Origin of the sequence: Methanolapillus millepedarum (assembly GCF_032594115.1) — an archaeon.
Classification (GTDB): Archaea; Halobacteriota; Methanosarcinia; order Methanosarcinales; family Methanosarcinaceae; genus Methanolapillus; species Methanolapillus millepedarum.
The window spans coordinates 648,898-671,772 of sequence record NZ_CP131060.1 but is presented as its reverse complement, the minus strand read 5'-3'; the positions used below and the strand labels follow the sequence as shown (position 1 = coordinate 671,772).

Below are 22,875 nucleotides of genomic sequence, written 5' to 3'. Positions count from 1 at the left end.
CATGGCAAAATTATCCGCAGACAAAATGAACGGTATGGTTTGTAACCTTCCGCTTCCGAAGAATATCATTGATACGATTTTGGAGGACGCGACGGCGACGGACCCGACGGAAAAGCAGCTCTTGGACGTTATTGACCGTGTGATGAAAGGCTATCAGTTGTCCAAAATTGAGCCGTGTGACGCGGCCGGCGTCGTTGCGGCGCAGTCGATTGGAGAACCGGGTACGCAGATGACGATGAGAACGTTCCACTACGCCGGTGTGGCTGAAATTAACGTTACGCTTGGTTTGCCGCGTTTGATTGAAATCGTGGACGCCCGCAAGATTCCGAGTACGCCGACGATGACGATTTATTTGAGCAACAACCGGGATTTGGCAAACGGCGAAGTTGATTTCGCGTTTGACCGGGACAAAGCTCAAAAGGTGGCATGGAGCATTGAGGCGACTAAAATCGATCAAATCGCGTCGGTGACGACTGATTTGGCTCAAATGAAAATTGTCATCAATGTGAACGAAAAGAACATGTTGAAGCGTGAAATCAATTTCGACGACGTTGTCGCGCATTTCAGGGACAAAATTTCCGACGCGGACATTGATGAGAATGAAAATACGCTTCAGATTGACTTAACGCCCAAGGACCAGCGCTACCGCGACTTGCTTCAGTTGGCCAAGAAGATTCACGATGTCACCCTCAAGGGAATTGACGACATCAAACGTGTCGTGATTCGAAAGAGCAACGACAGCGATGAATATGTTCTTTACACCGAAGGTTCAGCTCTGAGCGACATTATCGAAATCGAAGGCGTTGATATGCGCCGGACGACGACGAACAACATCAGCGAAATTTACACGGTTTTCGGAATCGAGGCCGCAAGAAACGCGATTATTACGGAAGCGACGAACACGCTGCGTGAGCAGGGTTTGAACGTTGATATTCGTCACATTATGCTTGTCGCTGATTTGATGACGAGCGACGGTGAAGTGAAGCAAATCGGCCGTCACGGTATTTCCGGTGAGAAGGCCAGTGTTTTCGCGAGAGCCGCTTTTGAAGTGACGGTGAATCATTTGCTTGACGCCGGTATGCGCGGCAACGTCGATGATTTGGCCGGCGTGACGGAAAACGTCATCGTCGGACAGCCGATTAAGATGGGAACGGGCGACATTCGCTTGGTTTCCCGAAAACTCAGCGACGCGTCGGGTCCGCAGAAAGGAAAATCCAAGGCCGGAAAGAAGGATGAAAAAGCTGAAAAGAAGGTTGAAGTATCCAAATCCAAAAAGAAGGCTGAGGAAGAATTGATTGAAGAAATCGAGGAAGCCGCGGAGATTATCGAAGAAGAAATTGAGCTTTTGGAAGAGATTGAAGAAGAGCTTGAGGAATTCGAAGAAGAAGCCGAGGCTGAGGAACCCAAAAAGAAACGCGGGCGCCCGAAGAAAAGTTAAACCATTGTTTTGAGCCGAAGAAATAGAATTTCTTCGGTTTTTTTTGGTTTTTTTTTGGTTTTTTTTTGGTTTGGCGCAGCGGCATTCGCGCGCGTTATGGCATCCATTTTAAAATGATGTCTGGAAAATGCAGTTTTTGTCTTTTTTATTTTTTCAATGATCGCTCATCGATTTCTATTTTTGAGGCAAGCAACCCCTCCCGCAAAACCGGACGCGTTGCGTCCGTGTTTTGCGGATGTGATGAAAGTTAGATGCAACTAGAACAGCAAACAGCAGGTGCAAGCTGCAAAATAGAAACAGCAGGTGCAACCTGAAAGTGGAAACAGCAGATGCAAGCTGCAAAATAGAAACAGCAGGTGCAAGCTGCAAAATAGAAACAGCAGGTGCAAGCTGCAAAATAGAAACAGCAGGTGCAAGCTGCAAAATAGAAACAGCAGGTGCAACCTGAAAGTGGAAACAGCAGATGCAAGCTGCAAAATAGAAACAGCAGGTGCAAGCTGCAAAATAGAAACAGCAGGTGCAAGCTGCAAAATAGAAACAGCAGGTGCAAGCTGCAAAATAGAAACAGCAGATGCAATCTGAAAGTGGAAACAGCAGGTGCAGACTGAAAATAGAAAACAGCAGATGCAATCAGAAACGGACCTTCTCTCGAATATCTTTTAAAATCGCACCCTGATTTTTTAAAAATCAAAATGAAAATGTGTCGCCATAGCGCGCGCGGCCACCCGCCCGAAAACAATAATGTCAACCCTTTTTAAACTCAAATTTTCCCAAAATCGCTTTGATAAACGTCCAAACACGCGCCGACGAATCCAAATCAAGTGTCTCGTCCGGTGAATGCGCGTCGATTATATCGGGGCCGATCGAAATCATTTGCATGCCCGGATAAATCCGAACAAAGGCGCCGCATTCAAGACCGGCATGAATCGCTGAAACAATCGGTTCTTTTTGAAAAGTTTCTTGGTAGACATTTCGACACATTTTCAAAAGGGGCGCGTTTAAATCCGGCTCCCATGGCTTATAACTGCTGAAAACAGACGCATGAAAATCATATTTCTTTCCGATATTCATCAAGTCTTTCGTTTTTTCTTTGAGTTTCACTTCATTTCCGGAACGTAAATTATAAATGATTTTTATTTTTCCTTTGACGTTTCCATCTTCTTCATCGTCCGCTGCCGAAAATTCAGACCGGACAACCGCGAAATTTCCGGACAACAAGACAAGGCCGGGAATTTTATCGGACATTTCAAAAACGCCATGCGGAATACTTAAAAGAAGAGAAATAATCCGGCTCGAATTTTTGGTCGTTAAAACCGGAACATGAGACTTTTTTTCCGGTATTTCATATTTCCGAACCATCTCCGGAAAATCACATTTGACGAGGCAGATTTGTAAATCCGGCTCGTCAAAAGAACAATCATTCACAACAGCCGTTTGGAAATCGAAAACACACCGCTCGATCGTTTCAAACGGAATATCTGTCATAAAAGCGCACGACGCTTCCCGAGCGATGGCGTTGTGAACGCTTCCGCCCGTCATTTCAATCAACCGGAATTCCAGCTCGGAGCTTTCCATTTTGCCGGCAACGGATGCCAAAATTTTTGCCAAAATCACATTGGCGCTTGCACGCGGTTTATTGATATCGGTTCCGGAGTGCCCGCCCGCAAGTCCCGAAATTTGAATCGTATAAAATGAAAACTGTGCGGCGTGTTTCTCATCCATGAAATAAGGGTCAAACGACTTCTTTAAGGAGACGGAAACGCCGCCCGCGCAGCCGGCAATAATTGTCCCCTCCGTTTCGGAATCCAAATTCAGCAAATACCGCCCGGATACAAAATCCGGACTCAAATTTTGAGCACCGGTCAGACCTTCTTCTTCATCCGTCGTGAGAAGCAACTCCAGAGGCGGACGGCAGACACCGTCGCATGCGGCCGCAAGCGCGTACGCGACGCCGATTCCATTGTCAGCGCCCAACGTTGTTCCGTCAGCGGAGACAAAACGGACACCATTGACTGTTTTATAGACCAATCGGATCGGATCTCTTAAGAAATCATGCGGATGACCCGCGTTTTTTTCGCAGACCATATCCGTATGCGCTTGAAGAACAACCGTCTCCAAGTGTTCATATCCCGGAGACGCCGGAACGCTGATTATAACATTGTTGTTTTTATCCCGTTTTGTCACCAATCCCTAATTTGCGCCTGTTTTTTCCAAATAATCGGCGACCTTTTCCTCGTGTCGGGAGCATCTCGGAATTTTTGAAATTTCTTCAAAAAAAGAGATGACATTTTTAAAATCGGTGTCAAACCTCAACATGAAGTCTTGCATTTGGATTCCTTTTCCTTGAATGATTTTTATTGACCTTTCATAAAATATATCAGAAATCATAAATATTTATGCACATTCAATGATTTTTTGTATTTATGTCACTCATGTCTTTCTTTATCCTGATACTAAACATCTATTTCATAATACGTCATTCCGATTTTAATTTCCGGACAATACAACATTTGAAAAGCCAAAGTATCGACGGCCGATAATTTGGGGACAGATTCTCCGATTTGATTAATGACACTTGTATTGAGAGCAGAATGACCATAAAATCCAATCATATGAAAAATCTCATGTAAGACAACACTATTTTTAGTCTTTTGATCAACATCTGATTCAATGATGATAATGGCTCTTTTTATTTCTCCGTCTTCTGAAAAGCGTTGACAAACGCCTTTGTCAATAGTCAAATTTGTGAGATGATATTTTTGCTGAATTTCGGGCAAATCTTCTTGGGGTGCATAAATTAAAAGAACATTTTCATCTTTATTGACAATTTTTATTCCGGGGAATCCGTCAATTTTATTGAAATCTTTGATCACTTTATTTAAGACGGCAATGTCTTCTTTTGTCGGATTCCCTTCATATTTTATCCGGATCGGTACCATCCATTTTTCAACGGTTTGAACTCTGGATAATTGTACCTCATAAATAAAATTCAAACCATCTTTAAAATCGACTGAATGACCGCTGTCATTTAAATAATAAAAATCATGACCCCGCGAAAAATCCATAACATCTGTTTGTAAACAAATAACGGATATCAGTCCAATGATCACAATAATAAACCCTAAAAGGAGAAGGATTTTGTTGAAGTTTATCTTTTTTTGAAATGGCATAACTTTCATGTTCTCGTATGATTATGAATTGAAACAATGATCAAATATTCATAAAAATGGTGTTGTCAGAAAAACATATCAAAATGGACTATTTTATACAATTGAATGAGATGACATATAAAACTTTCACATTTTGTTCTTTACATAGGTGCTCCTGCTAAAAAAACGTAAAAAACTAAAATAAACATTGGTAAAAATAAAGCCCATGCGAGTCTTCGAAGACTAAGTCTGACTTTTTCAGAGGTAAAGCAGGCAAAGAAATACAATCCAAAAAGTAATAAAAAAACACCAGTCAGAGGAAGACGACCTTTAAGTATTTCTGCAATAAATAGAATTAAGAAAGAAAGAGTTGTCATCGCCATCAAGCATAAGGTAGCCTTACTGATCTTTTTCTCACCGGTTTGGAGTAGAGTTGCATATGAGTAGTACAATAAAACAAAGGAAAGCGCATAGAAAATATACCATGGAAGTAATTTCTCGCCTCCTCCATATGAACTGAACTGTCTCTGAATCTGAAACATAATTTGAACACAGCACGTTGTAAATCCTATCCCATAAAAGAAAACATACGGTTTGAAATGATATTTTTTCTTAAAAAAATAATAAAAAACAAAATTAAAAAACAAAAGTAAAAGAACACATATGACATATGGTATATTCCAATGATACGAAAATTTATGGACCAAGTCAAATACAAAAAGGCGTAAAGTGATGATCTACACAAATGATAATATACAACACTCAACAACAGAAACGATGTTTTGTTTATTCAATCCTATTGGATAAGATGGCATACAAAACTCCATGCTCTTATTTTACATAAAAGGTGTTGTTAAAAAACCATACAAATTTACAATAAACATTGGCACAAATAAAACCCACGCAAATCCCCGGACACTGAGTCTGATTTTTTCAAAAAGCAAACAAAAGAAAAGATATAAACCTAAAAGGAGCAACAAGATGCCTGCAACAGGAGGGCGAAAGTAAGCAATTTCTACAACTGATAAAATCAAAGAATAAATAAAAACAAAAATTGACAAGCGTAAAACAAACTTATGATCCTTTTTTTCATTTTGGCACAAAATTGCATAGGAATAATACACCAACACAAATGAAAGCATGTATAAAATAGACCACAAAAGCACATCAATACCTTTCCCATATGGATTGTCAAGGAGTGCCTGAATAAAAATGATGGAAATGACACAACATGAAGTAAACCCTATTCCATAAAAGAAAACATTGGCCTCAAAATTGTATTTTTTCTTTAATACATAATAAAATAAGTAGTTGAATATAATAATAAGAATGATGCATAAGATAAAAGGTATGTCACTTATTATCAATGTTGTTCGCCAAGAAGCGGGGTCCCCCCTTGATAACCTGACCAATTCCGATATAAGCATAGATATAAATGAAAATGAAATCAACATATAAGGAAATGAGAATATACAACATTCAATGATAGAAACGATGTTTCGTTTATTCAATGTTTGAGTTATATTTTGGTTTATATGAATCATCTCCTCGCTTTTTCAAAAACAACTTCGTTTTCTCCTTGAAAGTTGTTCTTATCGTAACCCTTGTTTTATTTTAGCACAAAGCGCTTTTTTCAAAATTTCGGCATCCTTCGGATTTCCTTTTTCTGTTAATTGTTCGATATAAATTGTTTTAAAATCGGCAGCGTCAGTTGAATTCTTTTGTTTGAACAGCAAAATATTTCCGATTTCCCGGCCTTCACCGATTCCGGTCACCGTTTTTAGAATCAGTTCACCGGACAAACTGTTTGGAACAATGAGAAAATTCGCTTCTTTGACCGCTTCTTCAATCAAAATCGTATAATTTTTGGAGGCAATTACTTCAAGGTCCAGCCGCTTTTGAAGGTTTTTGGCGTCGGTGAGCGTTTTATCTACCCGCGGGTCCCGTCCGAAGTCGCCTTCACGCCCGCCGGAAATAATTCCGATTTTCGGCTCAATTCGAAGCTCTTCCATTACCGAAATTCCGGCTTTGGCGCAAAACAATAAATCGTCTTCCGTTTCGTTTTCATCCGGACCGGCCGGCGCTAAAAAAAGGAGTTTTTCTCTTTCCGTCAAAAAAACGGAAAGTCTGAAAAGTTTTTCTGCTTCTGCTGTTTGTTTCATTTGCTGGTACAATTCGTTTTGACTTTTAAAATCATCAGCCGGTTTTGACAAAAGAACGACGGAACAATCCTTTGCCGGCGTATTTTTATCATTCAACGTTGGAAAAAAAGACTCAAGTTGATTCATTTTTTTAATCCTGCTTTTTCATCTATTGCGGTAAACATATTGTTTTCGTTTTTAAATACTTTCACCCTCAATGCAAAGTATTTATTAAAAGAACCGTTATATGTAAACCACTCATTATTCTGTAGATCCCACATTTTATTCAAAATCGTATATTTATATTTTTGAAACTTTCGTCAGGAGTTTTTTATGGATAAATCAGTCGAAACACCGATTGCACAAGAGTTGGCCAAACGTCAAAAATCCATCAGCGTCGCGGAGTTTTTTGAGAAAAACAGGCATATTTTGGGTTTTGATTCCGCTCCACGGGCATTGATTACAACCGTTAAAGAAGCGGTGGACAACTCGCTTGACGCCTGCGAAGAAGCCGGAATTCTTCCGGACATTTTGGTTCAAATCGAACGAGGAGAAGGCGATTATTTAATTATCATTATCGAAGACAACGGTCCCGGAATTGTCAAAGAACAAATTCCGAAGGTTTTCGCGAAATTGCTTTACGGCTCGCGTTTCCATGCGCTTAAACAAAGCCGCGGCCAGCAAGGTATCGGCATTTCAGCGGCGGTTTTGTATTCCCAAATTACGGCCGGCAAATATACCAAAATTATTTCCCGTGTGGACCATAAGTCGCCGGCGCACTATTTTGAACTGATGATCAATACCAGCACGAACGAACCCGACATTCTAAAAGACGAAGTGGTCGAATGGGTTCGTCCGCACGGCACCCGCATTGAAATTGAAATGGGCGCCTCTTATGTCAAAGGACGGAAGCAATCCGTCTACGAATATTTAAAATCAACCGCCATCATCAACCCGCACGCACGCATCCAGCTGGTTGAACCCGACGGCAATGAAATCCTTTTTGAGCGGGCAACCGATGAAATTCCGAAGCAAGCGGAGGAAGTTCTTCCGCACCCGCACGGTATTGAGCTGGGAACGCTCATCAAAATGCTTCAACACACGGAACGCCAAAAATTGGCGCCGTTTTTACGCTACTCTTTTTCTAAAATCGGCCTTCAAACGGCGGAAGAAATTTGCGACGCGGCCGGCCTTGACCGGGAAGGCGACCCGCACGAACTGACCCGAAACGACGCGATTAAGCTTTTGGATGCCTTTAAAAAAGTCAAAATCATGGCGCCGTCAACAAACAGCCTGTCACCGATCACGGAAGACTTGATTTACCGAGGGATGAAAAAAGAATACAGCGTAGACTTTATCGCCACAGCCGCCCGAAAACCGGCGATTCATTCCGGAAATCCGTTTGTGATCGAAGTCGGAATCGCTTACGGCGGAAATTTGCCCAAAGAAGATAAAATCAACTTGATGCGGTTTGCGAACCGGGTGCCGCTTCTTTACCAGCAAGGCGCTTGCGCGCTCACCCACGCCGTTGAAAACATCAAATGGAAACAGTACGGAATCGGACAGCCCGGCGGTGGACTGCCTATCGGTCCCTTTATTTTGCTGATTCACATTGCGTCGGTCAATGTGCCGTTTACGTCGGAATCCAAAGACGCTGTGGCCGACATTGAAATCATAGAAGAGGAAACCGAGCTTGCGGTCAAAGAAGTCGCCCGAAAATTAAAAACATATTTGGGAAAACAAGGCGACCTTCAAAAGCGCCGGGAAAAAGAAGTCATCATCACGAAAATTTTACCGCTTTTGGCCAAAAAAGTGTCGGCAATCGTTGAAAAAGATACGCCCGACATTCAACCGGTGGTGGCAAACATCATGGGCAACCTTTTGGTTCATAGAGTTGTTGAAAAAGGAACGGAAAGCCAGTCCGGCGTTTATTTCGTGTCCATTGCGATTCGCAATTACGGAACGACGCAAAAGAAATTTAAGCTTCATCAAATTTTGCCGGGCGAAATCAAATCGCCAAGCCCGCCGCCGACCAATATCGTCAGCCTGGGGAATAATTACGATTACATATGGGATGTGACCGTATCGCCCGCCGGATCCAAAGTTTTCCGGTTTATGCTCGACGGCGCCGACGAAAGCGATGTCCGGTACATGGAAGAAGTGATCGTCGAAGGACTTGAAGAAGATGATGTTACCGGCGCAAAAGCGGTCGGAGAATTTTAATTTCGGAGGGGAAGGCCATGGCAAATAAAAAAGAGAGCAACGCGAAAAACACAAAAAATGAAGAACCCGCTTCTGATTATGAATCCGATATCGGCGATTACGAATCCGAATTTGAATACGGGTTTGACGAGGAATACGGCGGTCAAGAAGAACGCAACGATGGTGAATCCGACAGCGAATATTTTGACGAGGACGCCGAATCGGCGGACGAAGAAATCGTGCTTTCGGAGGATGAAACTGAATTTGTGACGACAGAGAAAAAGAAGGCCGGCTCCAAAAAGCCGGCCGCAAAATCGCCGAATAATGATTCCGAACCGATGAAATCCTCTCCCAAATCAAAACCGTCTTCCAAGAAATCCAAACAAGAGGAGTCGGATGACGAAATCCGGCCGAAGTCCGCTGTCGAATCCGAACTGGAATCCAAATTGGAATCAGAATTTAATAAGATGAGAGCAGACTCAACGCCACCGACCATGGTTTTTGACAATATCGATACAAACAGCGACGCGTACAAGCAAAAAATCCGGGAGAAAAAAGTCATCAACGACACGTGGACGAAAGGAAAACTGGTTCAATTGGCGGGCGCTTTTTATGACCAATTTACGTCCGGCGTGATTCCGCACGTGCTCATGCCGTCGCGGACGAAACGGAATTTGGAATACAGCGATTCCAGCGAGGTGTGGGTCTACGGCGATATTGAAAGCGAACGTTCCGCCAAAACCGTCAAGGGCGCGCACCAGCTTTTAAAAACCGTTTACGTATCGGACTTCGTCGTGTCCGAACATCTGAAAAACAACCGCGGATCCACATTAAGAGAATTGTATTACATCTCGGAAGGCTGGGGCCCGGCCAAGTTCGGCGCTCAGACGGAAAGCGACAGGCTCATCGAAGATCTTGAAATCATCACCGGCGCCCAGCGTGAATTTTTCCACATCCGGCCGGAAGAAGACGGGGCGACGATGTACGGTCCGATTCAAATTCGAGAAGAAACAAAGCGCGGCTCGCGCGACATTCACTGCCAGCAGGACATCGGCGAAGGCGGCTACCAGATTCCGTTTAACGTGGAAAATATCGAGTTCATCCGGCATGACGCCAGCATGGTCATCGCCGTTGAAACAGGCGGTATGTACGCACGTTTGATCGAAAACGGTTTTGATGAAAAATACAACGCGATTTTGGTTCATTTGAAAGGTCAGCCGGCCCGGTCCACCCGCCGGATTATCCGCCGCATGAATATGGAACTCGGACTCCCGGTCGCCGTTTTCACGGACGGCGACCCGTGGTCGTACCGGATTTTTTCATCGATTGCGTACGGCGCAATCAAAAGCGCGCACCTGTCGGAATTCATGGCGACGCCCGACGCTAAATTTTTAGGCGTTCAGCCGTCCGATATTGTGGAATATGAACTGGCCACCGACAAATTGACGGAACAGGACATTGCGGCGCTTCGAAGCGAGCTGACCGACCCGCGTTTTGAATCCAAATATTGGAAAGAGCAGATTAATTTGCAACTTGAAATCAACAAAAAGGCCGAACAGCAGGCGTTTGCCGGAAAAGGCCTGGATTTCGTAACGGAAACGTATTTGCCGGACCGGCTCCGAGATATGGGAATTTTGTAAGAAAGATTGAACAAAATCTTTCTTCTTTTTTTTGTTTTTCGTTTTCAGCGGCGGCCTGCGTGTGTTACAGCGATGGATTCTCCTTCGATTCCAAAAAACAAGGGCCTTTTTTAAAAGATATTCGTCGTGAATATTTTAAGCACTGTTTTCATACATGCAAAATGTAAAAATGAGAATATATAAACACTCCAATGTTTTATATAATAATTTATTTATATTTATAAGACTAATGAGATATATTATAACGGCATGATTGAACCGTTGTGCCAAACCAATCAATCCGAGTGATACCATGGAAGACAAAAATATGAACAACAAGAAAACGGATCAAAAAATGGGTGACAAAATGAGCGGTTGCACCGACGAGTCGATGAAAAAGCCGAGACTGACAACAGCCGCCGGTGCGCCGGTTGTTGACAACCAGAACATTATGACGGCCGGACCGCGCGGACCGGTGCTGATTCAAGATATTTGGTTCCTTGAAAAAATGGCGAACTTTGACCGCGAAGTCATTCCGGAACGCCGCATGCACGCCAAAGGGTCCGGCGCTTTTGGTACATTTACGGTGACAAAAGACATCACAAAGTACACGCGCGCCAAAATCTTTTCCGAAATCGGCAAGAAGACGGAAATGGTCGTCCGGTTTTCAACCGTTGCGGGCGAGCGCGGCGCCGCCGACGCCGAGCGTGATATCCGTGGATTTGCCATGAAATTCTATACCGAAGAAGGCAATTGGGATTTGGTCGGCAACAACACGCCTGTTTTCTTCTTGCGCGACCCGCTAAAATTCCCGGACCTCAACCATGCCGTCAAACGCGATCCGAGAACCGGCATGAGAAGCGCCAACAACAATTGGGACTTTTGGACGCTGCTTCCGGAAGCGCTTCACCAAGTCACCATCACCATGAGCGACCGTGGAATTCCGAAATCGTTCCGCCATATGCACGGATTTGGCAGTCACGCGTACAGTATGATTAACGCCAAAAACGAGCGTGTTTGGGTGAAATTCCACTTTGTGACGCAGCAAGGCATTCAAAATTTGACCGACCAAGAGGCGGAAGCGCTTGTCGGAAAAGACCGGGAAAGCCATCAGCGCGATTTGTTTGAAAGCATTGAACGCGGCGACTTCCCGCGCTGGAAAATGTATATTCAAGTCATGACGGAAGAACAAGCCCGCAACATGCCGTACAATCCGTTTGACCTCACGAAAGTTTGGTACAAAGGCGAGTTCCCGCTGATTGAAGTCGGCGAATTTGAACTGAACAGAAATCCCGAAAACTTCTTTGCCGATATCGAACAAGCCGCTTTCAATCCGGCCAACGTTGCCCCGGGAATCGGATTTTCGCCGGACAAAATGCTTCAGGGAAGATTGTTCTCCTACGGCGACGCTCAACGTTACCGCCTCGGCGTGAATCACATGCAAATTCCGGTGAATGCCCCGAAATGCCCGGTCAACAGCTACCACCGCGACGGATATACCCGTGTGGACGGCAACTACGGACGCCGGCTGCATTATGAGCCGAACAGTTATGACGAATGGCAGGAGCAGCCGGAATTTAAAGAACCTGTTCTTTCCATTTACGGCGACGCTGACCACTGGAATTTCCGGGAAGATGACGACGATTATTACACGCAACCTGGAAAATTGTTCAATTTGATGAGTCCCGCGCAAAAACAAGTGCTTTTTGACAACACCGCCCGCGCCATTTGCGGCGCCGAAGACAAAATAAAGATTCGGCATGCTGTCAACTGCGCCCGCGCCGATATCGAATACGGAAAAGGCGTTGCGAAAGCCATGGGAATTTCTTGGGCCGATGTGGAAAAATTGATTTAAAATGACGGTGAGAAACTGAAACAATTTAAAAAATAAACAGGTGCCGGATATTCATCCGGCGTTTCTTTTTTGAATCAATTTAATAAAAGAAATAGTAAATCAGGAATGCGGACAAAATAATGAGGCAAACCAATAAAATCGCGACATAATGCATTAATTTAAATTCCATCTGATCATCCTTTTTCAATTCTAAAATTTTCTTCAATTTTAATAAACCGTTTTTAGGCTCTAATGGAATTAAATAAATATAAAAGTAATGTATAATATAAATAAAATTTATTTGTAATGGATTTTACCGTGGGATTTCTTTTGATTTTTTTCTTTTTTGCCGGCACGTTATAGCGCTGCATTTTCTGGAATTATAAATGAACGGCAAATTTAAACGAACCAAGCGAACCGTCCCGATTCAATCAGACGCGTTTCGCGTCTGATTGAATCGGATTTCATGAAATGGATTGGATATAGCGGTGGCAGATGCAATCGGAAACTGGAAACAGCAGATGCAATCGGAAACTGAAAACAGTAGGTGCAATCGGAAACTGAAAACAGCAGATGCAATCCGAATCTGAAAACAGTAGGTGCAATCCGAAACTGGAAACAGAAGATGCAATCGGAAACTGAAAACAGTAGGCGCAATCGGAAACTGAAAACAGAAGGTGCAATCCGAAACTGAAAACAGAAGGTGCAATCCGAAACTGGAAACAGAAGGTGCAATCCGAAACTGGAGACCGAAGATGCAATCGGAAACTGGAAACAGAAGGTGCAATCCGAAACTGAAAACAGCAGATGCAATCCGAAACTGGAAACAGAAGGTGCAATCTATAATAGAAAACAATAAACGCAGCCTGAAATGGATAAATCTTTTTTATAATACTCGTAAGATATTAGGTAGGTTTTTAATACAATCGGTTTGTTTGTCATTAAACAAATCAAACGAAGGAAGACAAAAATGACGGACAATAAAAATTTAAACGAAATTCCGGACGAAGACGACGCCATGTTTTCTTGCCCGAATGAAGAAAAGGAAATGACGGCAAAGGATTGGAACCGGATTGGAAAAGATTTACTTTCGGCCGGCGCTTTTGAAGAAGCGCTCATCGCTTTGGATGACGGATTGTTGCTGGATTCCGGCAATTATGATTTGCTCAAAAACAAAGCCGACGCGCTCAGCGGTCTTGGAGAAAAAGAGGAAGCGTTTTTGGTTTACGAACATGCCGCAACCTTGTATCCGGAAGACGCTAAGATGCTCAGCTTCGCCGGCTTTGCGGCACTTGAACTCGGTGATTTTGAAAAGGCAGCGTCTTATTTTGACCGCAGCATTCTTGAGGATTCCGAATTTGAAATGCCGTGGCTTGGAAAAGCGGTTGTGTTCGGCAGCGTTTTGGATTTTGAGGAGGCGGTGAAATGTTATGACGCAGCGCTTGAATTTTCCCCGGACTTTAAAGAAGCGATTTTCGGAAAAGCCGTTGCGGTTTCGGCACTCGGTCGGTATGAAGAAGCGATCGCTTTGTATGACAAAGTTCTTGAAATGAACCCGGAAGATGCTGATGTTTGGTATTATAAAGCGCTTGCTTACGACGCACTGGGCGACGGCGTGAACGCGATTCTCGGCTACGACAAAGTTTTGGAGATGCATCCCGATTTTGATGACGCTTGGAACAACAAAGGTATTTTACAAAACGCGATGGGGCAATTTGAAGACGCGCTTTATTCGTTTAACAAAGCGATTGAAATCGACGGCAATCAAGCCGATGTTTGGTTCAACCAAGGGTATACGTACGCGATGCTTGAAGATTTCAACCGCGCCGCGGAATCGTATGCAAAAGCAATAGAGATCGCGCCGGATTTTGAAAACGCGTATCTTGAAGCGGCATTTGCATACGTCCAAGCCGGCGCCATCTTTAAAGCGCTTAATGTGTACAACCAAGTTCTGGATCTTAACCCGTCGGCAGAAGCGTGGTTCGGAAAAGGCATTTGCCATATGGCGGCCGGCGACCATGAAAAGGCGGATGAGGCTTTTAAGCAGGCGATTTCCATGGATTCGCGGTATAAGGAATTGGTGGACGCGCAAAAAAATAAACAAGTTGGCGTTTGAATTCAATTGAATAAAACCAATCGTTTTCTTTTTTCGGGCGGCGGCCGCGCGCCAAAACCCGAATTCCGGTTTTATGAAAATAAAACAAGAAAAAATCAATCTGTTCAGAATTGATTAAAAATCAAAAAAAAAGAAATTCAGGCAACAATGCCTGAACTCATTCTCATAAACAGCATACGTCCCCATTCGCCGACCCAAGCCAAAAATTCAACGTAAACCGGATAGTGGTCGGACACCGCTGTTGTTTGCGATGGATTGAGACCGTAAGCGGCGCTGTAATTATAAACGCCGACATTTCCGGTCACGTACGGTTCTAAGGATTTCGTAATCACGATTCTGTCGTAGGTGTTGTTGGTTTTGGTGGTCGTGACCATGTCATTTGTAATCAGCCACACGTATTTGTCGGATTTCAAATCCGAACTGCCGCTTTCATTGAAATAGGAGCCGTCGGCGTTAAAGTCACCCATGATGACATAATTTTCCTGGCCGACGTAAATGGTTTTCGCGTATTCGACGACGCGGTCGAGTTCAGCGATTTCATTTTTGGCGTCGTCGGGTTTTGTGTGAATCAAAATAAAAAGCGCGTCAAAGTTGCCGATGTTGGACCGGAACGTCACCATATATGGTTCCCGTTCAAACGGGTCGGTGCCGTCGGGTTCGGGGTAAGTTATCGGTTCGCTGGCAACATACACTTTGTCTTTGTTGTAAATGTAGGCATATTGTTCTTTGCTGGTGGAACGTCCGAGCCGGTCGCTGACCACATAATCGTAATTGTAAGGCGTCCCGTTTTCATCCGTTCCGTTGTTGATTAAATCAACCAATTTCGGGAGAGAATCGCCGGAGGCGTCCCGGATTTCCTGAACGCCGACAATGTCGTAGTTGCGAATCGTTTTGGCGAGAACATCCATGACTTCGGGGTTAGAGGACTTTGACGCGCCGAAAATTTGAATGTTAAACGCCGCCACGTTGACGCGCGTTTTCGGGCGCAAGTCTTCGCCGCAAATGCCGCACGTCTTTGTTTCGTTCTCAAGTCCGGCAGAGGTGTTGCCGGAACCATTGCCGGAACCATTGCCGGAATTGTTGTCCGGTGTTGTGTTTGAAGCATTTTGGGAAGAGTTTGAAGAATCGTTCACATCGGTACCGTTATCAGCTAAGCTGATACATCCTGAGAACAGGGTTGTCAGGAGTAAAAAAACAAAAAGAAGCGGGAGCAAATTTTTAAGCTTCATAAACTTGAATAGTTACATGAATATATTTAATATTATTCTATAAACGAAAGATATAGAACCGATTTTTATAATATTGAGAAAAGAAACGGCAAGTGGGAAAAGACGGGCAAATGCGGCGGCAGTAAGTTTAATATGAGCCATTTTTTAAAAAATAGAGTGAAATCAATTATTTTTGTTTTTTCATGGAAATTAAACCGGAAAGTCCTGCAAAAATCAAAATGGAAATAAAAACTCCAAATTCGGGAATGGGCTTAGGTGGTTCCGGATCAGGTTCCGGATAAGTGCCCATATCAGAACATTTAAACACAATCGGGAGGTTAGAAACTCCCCGTTCTGTCGCATATTTTTCAAAGACACTTCTCATTTCATCTAAATCTTGAGATGTTACATTATTCCGGTCTTTATCATAAACAGAAACAAGGATATAACCGCCTTCAAAAGGTCCATAGCCGATAATTGCGCCTCTGTTTGGGTATAAATAATCATCAAGTCCTCCATCTCGGGAGATTGAGTCGACGATATCGCATCGCAAAATCCACCAATCATAAGCGTCCACCCCTTTTGATTTATAGGGGATTATTCCATAGACAGCAAGAACGTCGGGATCTTTTCTGAACTCGTCCATTAATTCCGGTTTTGTTGGAGGTGTATTATCAACAGTGGATTTTACCTGATTTTCCGCTAAGGTATTCGGAGATTTCAGAACATCGTCTGTTCTAAAAAGGGAGGAATCAGATTCAATTGCAAACACCGGGGTTGTAAAATTGAAAATGAAAAAAATGACAATCAAAAAAAATGCTTTTGATATGATTTTTAACATATTCTCTCCCTCAGTAATATAAAAAATATGAAATCAGAAATAAATCCAAAATCAATCGTTTTCTTCCCGCAACTGTTTTTCAAACAACTCCATAAATTCCAATCTTTCCTTTGCGATCCGCTTTGCCGTTTCCGTATTCAAACGATTCGGGATTTCCTGCGGCTTGTAACTCATATACGCGTAAAATCCTTCCACCGGATCTTTCGTGTAAACCGTTTTTTTAGATTGGCCTTTGTCGATTCCGGTCAAACTTTTGAGCATCCGAAGCGATCCCATCGAATAAATTGATCGGAAAATACCGACAGCGCCAAGCGCGTCCAACCGGTCAGCGTCCTGCAAAATCTGAGCTTCAATCTTTTCCGGTTTTTTGCCGGAACTGAACCGGTGGGACAAAATCATATCGCAAACCGCTGAAATTTCAGCGTCAGAGATGGAATCCGGATATTTTTGCTGTTCACTTTTTAGAAAGTCAAACGCCATTTCCGACCCGTAAACGGCGTGGTCGCCGCCCCGTTCGTTTTCTTTTTGCGTTCCGATGTCATGCAAAAGCGCGGCAAGCCGGATCAAAAAAATGTTTCCGCCTTCGTTCTTTTGAAGAAAAATCACGTTTTTTTCCACACGAAAAACATGGCCGATATCATGAGATGTCGATTCTTTGTCCAAGATTTGAATCATAAAATCACGCGCATGTTCAATGATTTGAAATTGCGCCGCGGACAAATCGTTCATGTTCTCACCGGTGATTAATTCCTTAATTTTTAGAATTTGGGTCAATTTAGATATATATTTGGATTTGATTTTTTGAATTATTCCATCATCAAATCGGCGCCGCGCATCATCAAATTCTTGCGCTTCTCCGCCCGTTTTTCCATTTCCTCAATTTCTTCCGGCGTCGGTTCCTTTGGCGATTCAATTCCCATGAGTTCATTTTGTTTTTCGGTCAAATGCTCTTTCATTTCTTCCAGGGCGTCCGCCAAAATCATTTTGTTGTCGTACTGCTCGACAAAATCCCAAAGTTCGCTTTCACTCAAAAGCACCAAATCCGGAACCAAATCAATCATATTTTGGATGGCGCGCGTCAAGTTATCGACGATGCTTACATGGGCCGTTTGCGCGGTTCTTGAGAGCGGATTTAAATCCACCGTCACCACCAATTTTTCCATTTCCGCGAGCGCTTTGCAGCGGTCGCCATCTTCCAGAGGGACAAAAACAACATCCGCCGAAAAAATTCCGTTCCGCTCCACTTTTGCCCGTTCATGGTCAAGATTCAAAAGCGGTTCAGCGTTTTCGCCCAAAACGCAGCTTGCGCCGTATTTTTTGAGTTCGGCGACAATCTTTGAAACACGTTCGGGCGTCCGGTGGAAAAGGTTGACTTCTAAAACGGATCCGGTCAGCTCGGCCAGTTTGACCAATTCTTTCGGAACCAGCGCCGCAGCATTCCCATTGACGGAAATCACCGGCTTTTCCGCCAAAAGCAGAAGGCAGACGGCGACCGTTTCCGCGTGATACGCGCTGGGAATTGTTTTTTCACCAAGGAGATAATCAAAAGCTTCGCCGCGTCCTTGGGCTGTCAAGCCTTGCCGGCTCGTCAGACCGCGTTCAACGCCGGAAACAATTTTTTCGCGCGCCATCAAAGATTCGTAACGGGGATGATTTTTCGGAATGTCTGTCATAAAATTTACCTTTTTTTGAGGATTATATTTTTGATGAGAAGAAATAGAATTTGTTTTTTTATTTTTTGGTAGAAAATAGATGTACGCATTAATTACTGTTTTGATGAAATGTAAAATGATCAAAAAATAGTTTTGGTCTGCACCTTCTGTTTACAGTTCCAATTGCATCTACCGTTTTCAGTTTCCGATTGCATCTACTGTTTTCAGTTTCCGATTGCATCTACTGTTTTCAGTTTCCGATTGCATCTACTGTTTTCAGTTTCCAATTGCATCTACTGTTTTCAGTTTCCAATTGCATCTGCCACCGCTATATCCAATCCATTTCATGAAATCCGATTAATCAGACGCGAAACGCGTCTGATTGAATCGGGAGGGCTTTCTTGAATTGAACAATAAGCGACTAATATTTAGTGATTCTTTTAAAAAACCGCCCCTGTTTTCTCAAGTCTAAAAGAAAATGTGTCGCCATAACGCGCGCGCATGCCGCCCATTCAAAAAAAAACAACTTTTGAATTTCATAACCATAAATTTTAATAGGTTTGATCGGAAAGATAGCTTATGGAAAATTTAATCGAAGTCCGCGACAAATTATCATCTTTATCCGTCCTTCAAGAGAAAATGGGGGAAATCGATAATCTTATTGAGGAAGATGAAAAAGAAGTGCATCGGCTTCTTCTGAAATATGAAAAAGAGAAACGCGACGTCGCTCATATTCAAAAAAAATCGCTGTCTTCTTTTGCGCGGAAAATGGCCAAAAAGTATGACGCGCATGCAGAAAAACAAATTCAAGACGAAGTCAGCGCCAAACTGAATTATGACAAAGCCGCTGCGGACTTGGAAAGTTTAAAAGCCGAGAAAAAAGACTTGATCGACCGAATTTTAGAATTGCTTCAAATATCGCAGCACTATGAAGCCGCTCTTGAAAAACGCCGGAAGTATCTCGACGGCAACCTTTCCGAACCGGACGGATTGAAATATTTGAAATTGGAATCGGACCGGGACCTGTTCGCCCGACAAAAAACAGAAATTGCGGAGGCTGTTTATGCAGCTTCTGTCGCCCGGGAAGCGGCCGAAGATGTCAAAAGGTCGCTTCAAAAAGCCGGCGATTGGGCGTTTGCCGATATGTGGATGGGGTCCGGCATCATTTCTTACATTTTTAAATATTCGCATATCAACGCCGCTGAAGATAAATTAAGCAAGCTCAACGCCAAACTGAAATTTTTGGAATTGGAACTTAAAGACGTCAACCAATTTTGCACGTTTAATTTAACAAAAATAACCGCATTTGAGCACGTCATTGATTTGTGGTTTGACAACTTTTTCACGGATTATTTTATCCGAAAACACATTCATGAAAATATCGACGAAATAAACCGATTGATTTCGTATTTGTTGAAAATAAAGGAGTTGTTAAAAAACAAAATGACGGAATTGGACGCGAGATTGGATGAAAATAAAAAAGCACAGGAGGATTTCTTGGTTTCCGTCCACATAAAATGAAATCGACTCAAAAGGACCAAATCAAATTAAAACCAACCATCACATATTAACGCAAGATAAAAAGTGTCGCTGTAATGCGCGCGGCGCCGCCCATCAAAAAATAAACAAAAAGAAAAAAACAAAAAGAAAATCAGTAGCCGAACGGATTCGGCTCTTCAAACTCTTTTTCCGGAAGCGGAATCATCTCCACTAATCTTTTGACCAAATCATCAATTCCATCACCTGTTTTTGTAGAAATGAAACCATCGACGCCGTCAACCTTTCTAAATTCGTCACGATCGGATTTGTTGCCGATGATAATTGACGGTAATGTAAATTGCGCTTGAATTTCCTTGGCGAGCTTGATCTGATCTTTGATTTCATAACCGCAGCTTTCGCTCGGGTCAATTAAAATCACAACAATGGCATCAAGCCGGCGAAGCGCCGTAATCGCCTGAAGCTCAATATCGTTTCTTTCCGACATCGGACGGTCTAAAAGCCCGGGCGTGTCGATCACTTGATACCGGATGTTATTCACAACCATGTGACCAATCAGGATTCCTTTGGTGGTGAACGGGTAGGGCGCAATTTCAGGCGTTGCGTTCGTCACATAAGAGACAAAACTGGACTTTCCGACGTTCGGGTATCCGGCAACGATAATGGTTGGCTCGTCACGGATGTCGGGCAAATCCCGAAGGATGTTGCGGGCGTCGCCGAGAAGTTTTAAATCCGGCTCAATCGAATTGATAATTGAACTGATGCGCCCGAACGCTTCCTTTCGGGTATCGCCGGGCGTCGGGTTTCCGCGGATTTTGCCGACATATTCGCGCGCCATCGTATGAATTTTGGAAGACGCCCAGTCAATCCGGGAAAGCGATTTTTTGATTTCGTCAACGCCAATTAAAATGTTTGCCAAATCATAGTAAAACGGGGACAGAGACTCAAAATTCGGAAACATCCGGGTGATGTTCGCCAAATTGTCGGTTAAAATGTTCGCGGCGGTGAGAAGCATCGCTTCGTTTGCCTCGCAGCGGGAAGTCGGCCCGTCAATTTTTTTGCCGGCCATGGTACGCGTCGAGCGCCGGAAAGCTTTGTCCAAAAGCTCTTCAGACGTCGGAATTGTTTTTATTTTTTCAAAAATCATAAATAAAACCCAGATATGAATCATTATCTAAAAATCAATAAATTTAGGAATGAATGACGTTCGAAAATTCAGGATTGATATAAAAATGGATTATAATTGAACCGATACACGGACAAATGAGATATAAGCCTTTCTTAAATCATTCGTTTTTTCAATCAACTCCTCATTTCAGCCAATCTTTTCCATGTCATTTAATCAACCTTTTCCAATTGTCATTTCAATCAATCTTTTTTAATTGTCATTTCAATCAATCTTTTTTAATTGTCATTTCAATCAATGTTTCAATGAGTTACTTCATTATTTTCCAATCAATCTGAATCAATTTTTTCAACATTTCCTCCATTTCAGCGCCCTATTTTCATCACTCATTTAATTTCCGCAAAGCACATGCCTCTTTAAGTCGTTCCGGAGTCTTCATAAAATCCGTTTCAAAGCATATCTATATAAATAATTGTGACAATTAAAGCAATTGTTAATCATTAATTTAATAAACAAAAATGTCACTTGTTCAAACTTCTTCTTTATTTTTATTCTTCAATCGGTGATAAAATGGACTTAACAACAATCCAAAAAGATATCATAGCGGCATTGATTAACATTCAACGGCAAAAAGAATCTGCGGTGAAAGGCGAGGAAATCGCAGAACTCATTCACAGAAACCCCGGCACCATTCGGAATCAAATGCAGCTTTTAAAAGCGCTCGGCCTGGTCGAAGGTGTCCCGGGTCCGAAAGGCGGTTACCGACCGACCGGCGAAGCTTACCAAGTTCTCAACATTGAAGTTATGGAAGAAGAAACAAACGTCCCCGTCTACCGAAACAACGTCATCGTCAACAATGCGACAACCGCTGAAATTTCTTTTACAACCGTCCGAAACCCGGACATTTGCAAAGGCATTATCAAAATTATCGGAAATGTCAAAAGCTTTAACGCGGGCGACAAAATCCAAGTCGGACCGACGCCTGTCAACCGTCTCACCGTCTGCGGCGAAGTTTACGGCCGCGACGACAGCAACAATCTCATTTTAATCGACATCACAGAATTAGTTTCTCTGCCGCAAAAACACGTGAAACACTACATGAAACCGCTGACGGCGGCTATCAGTTTAAATGCGGACCTTCAGGAAGCGTCCAAACATTTCATTAACAAAAACCTTCACGGCGCCGCCGTCGAAGATAAAGGAAAAATCGTCGGCGTGATCACCACCACCGATGTGACGCGCGCGGTGGCATCGTCCAAAATGGATGCCAAAGTGAAAGACGTCATGACCAAAGAACTCATTACGGTGGACGGCGAAACTCAGCTTTACGACGTCGTTAAACTGTTTTACAAATATAACATTGGACAGCTGGTTGTGACCGTGGATGGAGCTCCGAAAGGCATTTTGTCCAAAACCGATGTTTTGAATGAGTTGGCTGTTTATTAAAATTGATTGAAGTCGAAATTTGTCGTTAATTCGACAAATTTCAACTGCTGACAATTTGTCAGCAGTTGAACTGCACCTTCATTGTTCAAACGCTCTTTTAATTTTGCCCAATAATTACTTGCACTGCGTTGTGTCAGCTGATCTGTTAAAACACCGACCACATCAACGATGGAAAACAACCATTCTTCGTTTTCTTCATCCCATGCCGTTCGAATGCGCTTATCTTCAAACAATTGAATTTTATTCTCTTCCATGTCTTCACACCCACATTCGTGTAAGAATAAACTTTTCCTCTTGTTCTTCAAGGGATGTAGTTATAGTTACTTTAATTCCATTAATGAAATTTTTAACTGTAACATTACATCTCCTGAATAAATAATTACACCATTGCCTTTAAAATGGAGGTAACGCAATAAAACAAAAACAAACTGCAGCATGTCAGTCTACATTTGTGGCAATAAAAATATTACGTATGCGGGAGACGGGATTCGAACCCGCGAACCTCTACAGGACAGGGTCCTAAGCCCTGCGCCTTTGACCGGCTTGGCAACCCCCGCAAATGAAAATTAAAACAAAATAAAACATAACAAAAAAATAAAATGAGAA

19 protein-coding genes, 1 tRNA gene and 1 pseudogene are annotated in these 22,875 nt (G+C 43.0%); 9 read left to right on the top strand and 12 right to left on the bottom strand.

Translation table 11 applies throughout. The annotated features are described in order from the left end of the window. The first annotated feature begins 1 nt into the window (after position 1). From rpoA2 to MsAc7_RS03195, 3 genes are all read left to right on the top strand, one after another. Entirely contained in the window at positions 2–1,438 is a 1,437-nt protein-coding gene (rpoA2, locus tag MsAc7_RS03205) for a DNA-directed RNA polymerase subunit A'' (RefSeq protein ID WP_338103151.1), read from the top strand. A gap of 316 nt (positions 1,439–1,754) precedes the next feature. Then, positions 1,755–1,886, top strand: a complete 132-nt coding sequence (locus MsAc7_RS03200; protein ID WP_338103150.1) for a hypothetical protein — start codon at positions 1,755–1,757, stop codon at positions 1,884–1,886. Positions 1,887–1,888: 2 nt separating this feature from the next. Continuing rightward, the gene (locus MsAc7_RS03195; protein WP_338103149.1) at positions 1,889–2,020 is read left to right on the top strand and encodes a hypothetical protein; all 132 of its coding nucleotides are present in this window, start codon (positions 1,889–1,891) and stop codon (positions 2,018–2,020) included. A 162-nt stretch (positions 2,021–2,182) separates the two neighbouring features. Here the strand turns inward: MsAc7_RS03195 and pepD are convergent, their stop codons facing one another. From pepD to MsAc7_RS03170, 5 genes are all read right to left on the bottom strand, one after another. After that, positions 2,183–3,622: a beta-Ala-His dipeptidase gene (gene pepD, locus MsAc7_RS03190; protein WP_338103458.1), complete on the bottom strand. Its 1,440-nt coding sequence runs from the start codon at positions 3,620–3,622 to the stop codon at positions 2,183–2,185. Positions 3,623–3,891: 269 nt separating this feature from the next. Beyond that, entirely contained in the window at positions 3,892–4,503 is a 612-nt protein-coding gene (locus tag MsAc7_RS03185; protein ID WP_338103148.1) for a DUF2927 domain-containing protein, read from the bottom strand. Positions 4,504–4,748: 245 nt separating this feature from the next. Continuing rightward, the gene (locus tag MsAc7_RS03180) at positions 4,749–5,129 is read right to left on the bottom strand and encodes a hypothetical protein (RefSeq protein WP_338103147.1); all 381 of its coding nucleotides are present in this window, start codon (positions 5,127–5,129) and stop codon (positions 4,749–4,751) included. Positions 5,130–5,423: 294 nt separating this feature from the next. Further along, complete coding sequence (locus MsAc7_RS03175; RefSeq protein WP_338103146.1) at positions 5,424–6,131, bottom strand: hypothetical protein; 708 nt, start codon at positions 6,129–6,131, stop codon at positions 5,424–5,426. Positions 6,132–6,179: 48 nt separating this feature from the next. Then, positions 6,180–6,875 (bottom strand): hypothetical protein, encoded by a 696-nt coding sequence (locus MsAc7_RS03170; RefSeq protein ID WP_338103145.1) that lies wholly within the window; start codon positions 6,873–6,875, stop codon positions 6,180–6,182. Between the two features lie 186 nt (positions 6,876–7,061). On the opposite strand from MsAc7_RS03170, the gene MsAc7_RS03165 reads away from it, so the two are divergent. From MsAc7_RS03165 to MsAc7_RS03150, 4 genes are all read left to right on the top strand, one after another. Next, a complete protein-coding gene (locus MsAc7_RS03165; protein ID WP_338103144.1) occupies positions 7,062–8,951 on the top strand; it encodes a DNA topoisomerase VI subunit B in 1,890 nt (629 codons plus the stop codon). 473 nt (positions 8,952–9,424) lie between these two features. Further along, the gene (locus MsAc7_RS03160; protein ID WP_338103457.1) at positions 9,425–10,570 is read left to right on the top strand and encodes a DNA topoisomerase IV subunit A; all 1,146 of its coding nucleotides are present in this window, start codon (positions 9,425–9,427) and stop codon (positions 10,568–10,570) included. 292 nt (positions 10,571–10,862) lie between these two features. Further along, on the top strand, positions 10,863–12,404 hold the full coding sequence (locus MsAc7_RS03155) for a catalase (RefSeq protein WP_338103143.1): 1,542 nt from the start codon (positions 10,863–10,865) through the stop codon (positions 12,402–12,404). Positions 12,405–13,353: 949 nt separating this feature from the next. Then, on the top strand, positions 13,354–14,499 hold the full coding sequence (locus MsAc7_RS03150) for a tetratricopeptide repeat protein (RefSeq protein WP_338103141.1): 1,146 nt from the start codon (positions 13,354–13,356) through the stop codon (positions 14,497–14,499). Positions 14,500–14,636: 137 nt separating this feature from the next. Here MsAc7_RS03150 and MsAc7_RS03145 read toward each other — a convergent pair whose 3' ends face one another. The 4 genes and pseudogenes from MsAc7_RS03145 to MsAc7_RS03130 form a co-directional block, all read right to left on the bottom strand. Then, on the bottom strand, positions 14,637–15,728 hold the full coding sequence (locus MsAc7_RS03145) for an endonuclease/exonuclease/phosphatase family protein (RefSeq protein WP_338103140.1): 1,092 nt from the start codon (positions 15,726–15,728) through the stop codon (positions 14,637–14,639). Between the two features lie 166 nt (positions 15,729–15,894). Further along, entirely contained in the window at positions 15,895–16,479 is a 585-nt protein-coding gene (locus MsAc7_RS03140; RefSeq protein WP_338103139.1) for a hypothetical protein, read from the bottom strand. Positions 16,480–16,599: 120 nt separating this feature from the next. Then, entirely contained in the window at positions 16,600–17,277 is a 678-nt protein-coding gene (locus MsAc7_RS03135) for an HD domain-containing protein (RefSeq protein WP_338103138.1), read from the bottom strand. Positions 17,278–17,471: 194 nt separating this feature from the next. Then, positions 17,472–18,221 (bottom strand): annotated as a pseudogene (locus MsAc7_RS03130) (4-phosphopantoate--beta-alanine ligase); the annotation flags it as partial. 558 nt (positions 18,222–18,779) lie between these two features. Here MsAc7_RS03130 and MsAc7_RS03125 point away from each other — a divergent pair. Further along, the gene (locus MsAc7_RS03125; RefSeq protein WP_338103137.1) at positions 18,780–19,721 is read left to right on the top strand and encodes a hypothetical protein; all 942 of its coding nucleotides are present in this window, start codon (positions 18,780–18,782) and stop codon (positions 19,719–19,721) included. 130 nt (positions 19,722–19,851) lie between these two features. Here the strand turns inward: MsAc7_RS03125 and MsAc7_RS03120 are convergent, their stop codons facing one another. After that, positions 19,852–20,844, bottom strand: coding sequence for an NOG1 family protein (locus MsAc7_RS03120; protein ID WP_338103135.1), 993 nt, complete (start codon positions 20,842–20,844; stop codon positions 19,852–19,854). A 549-nt stretch (positions 20,845–21,393) separates the two neighbouring features. On the opposite strand from MsAc7_RS03120, the gene MsAc7_RS03115 reads away from it, so the two are divergent. Further along, positions 21,394–22,269 (top strand): CBS domain-containing protein, encoded by an 876-nt coding sequence (locus MsAc7_RS03115; RefSeq protein WP_338103134.1) that lies wholly within the window; start codon positions 21,394–21,396, stop codon positions 22,267–22,269. Here MsAc7_RS03115 and MsAc7_RS03110 read toward each other — a convergent pair. Beyond that, positions 22,266–22,523, bottom strand: coding sequence for a BRO-N domain-containing protein (locus MsAc7_RS03110; protein WP_338103133.1), 258 nt, complete (start codon positions 22,521–22,523; stop codon positions 22,266–22,268). The genes MsAc7_RS03115 and MsAc7_RS03110 overlap by 4 nt on opposite strands. Before the next feature lie 219 nt (positions 22,524–22,742). Then, positions 22,743–22,826 (bottom strand) — tRNA-Leu (locus tag MsAc7_RS03105). Positions 22,827–22,875 lie beyond the last annotated feature (49 nt).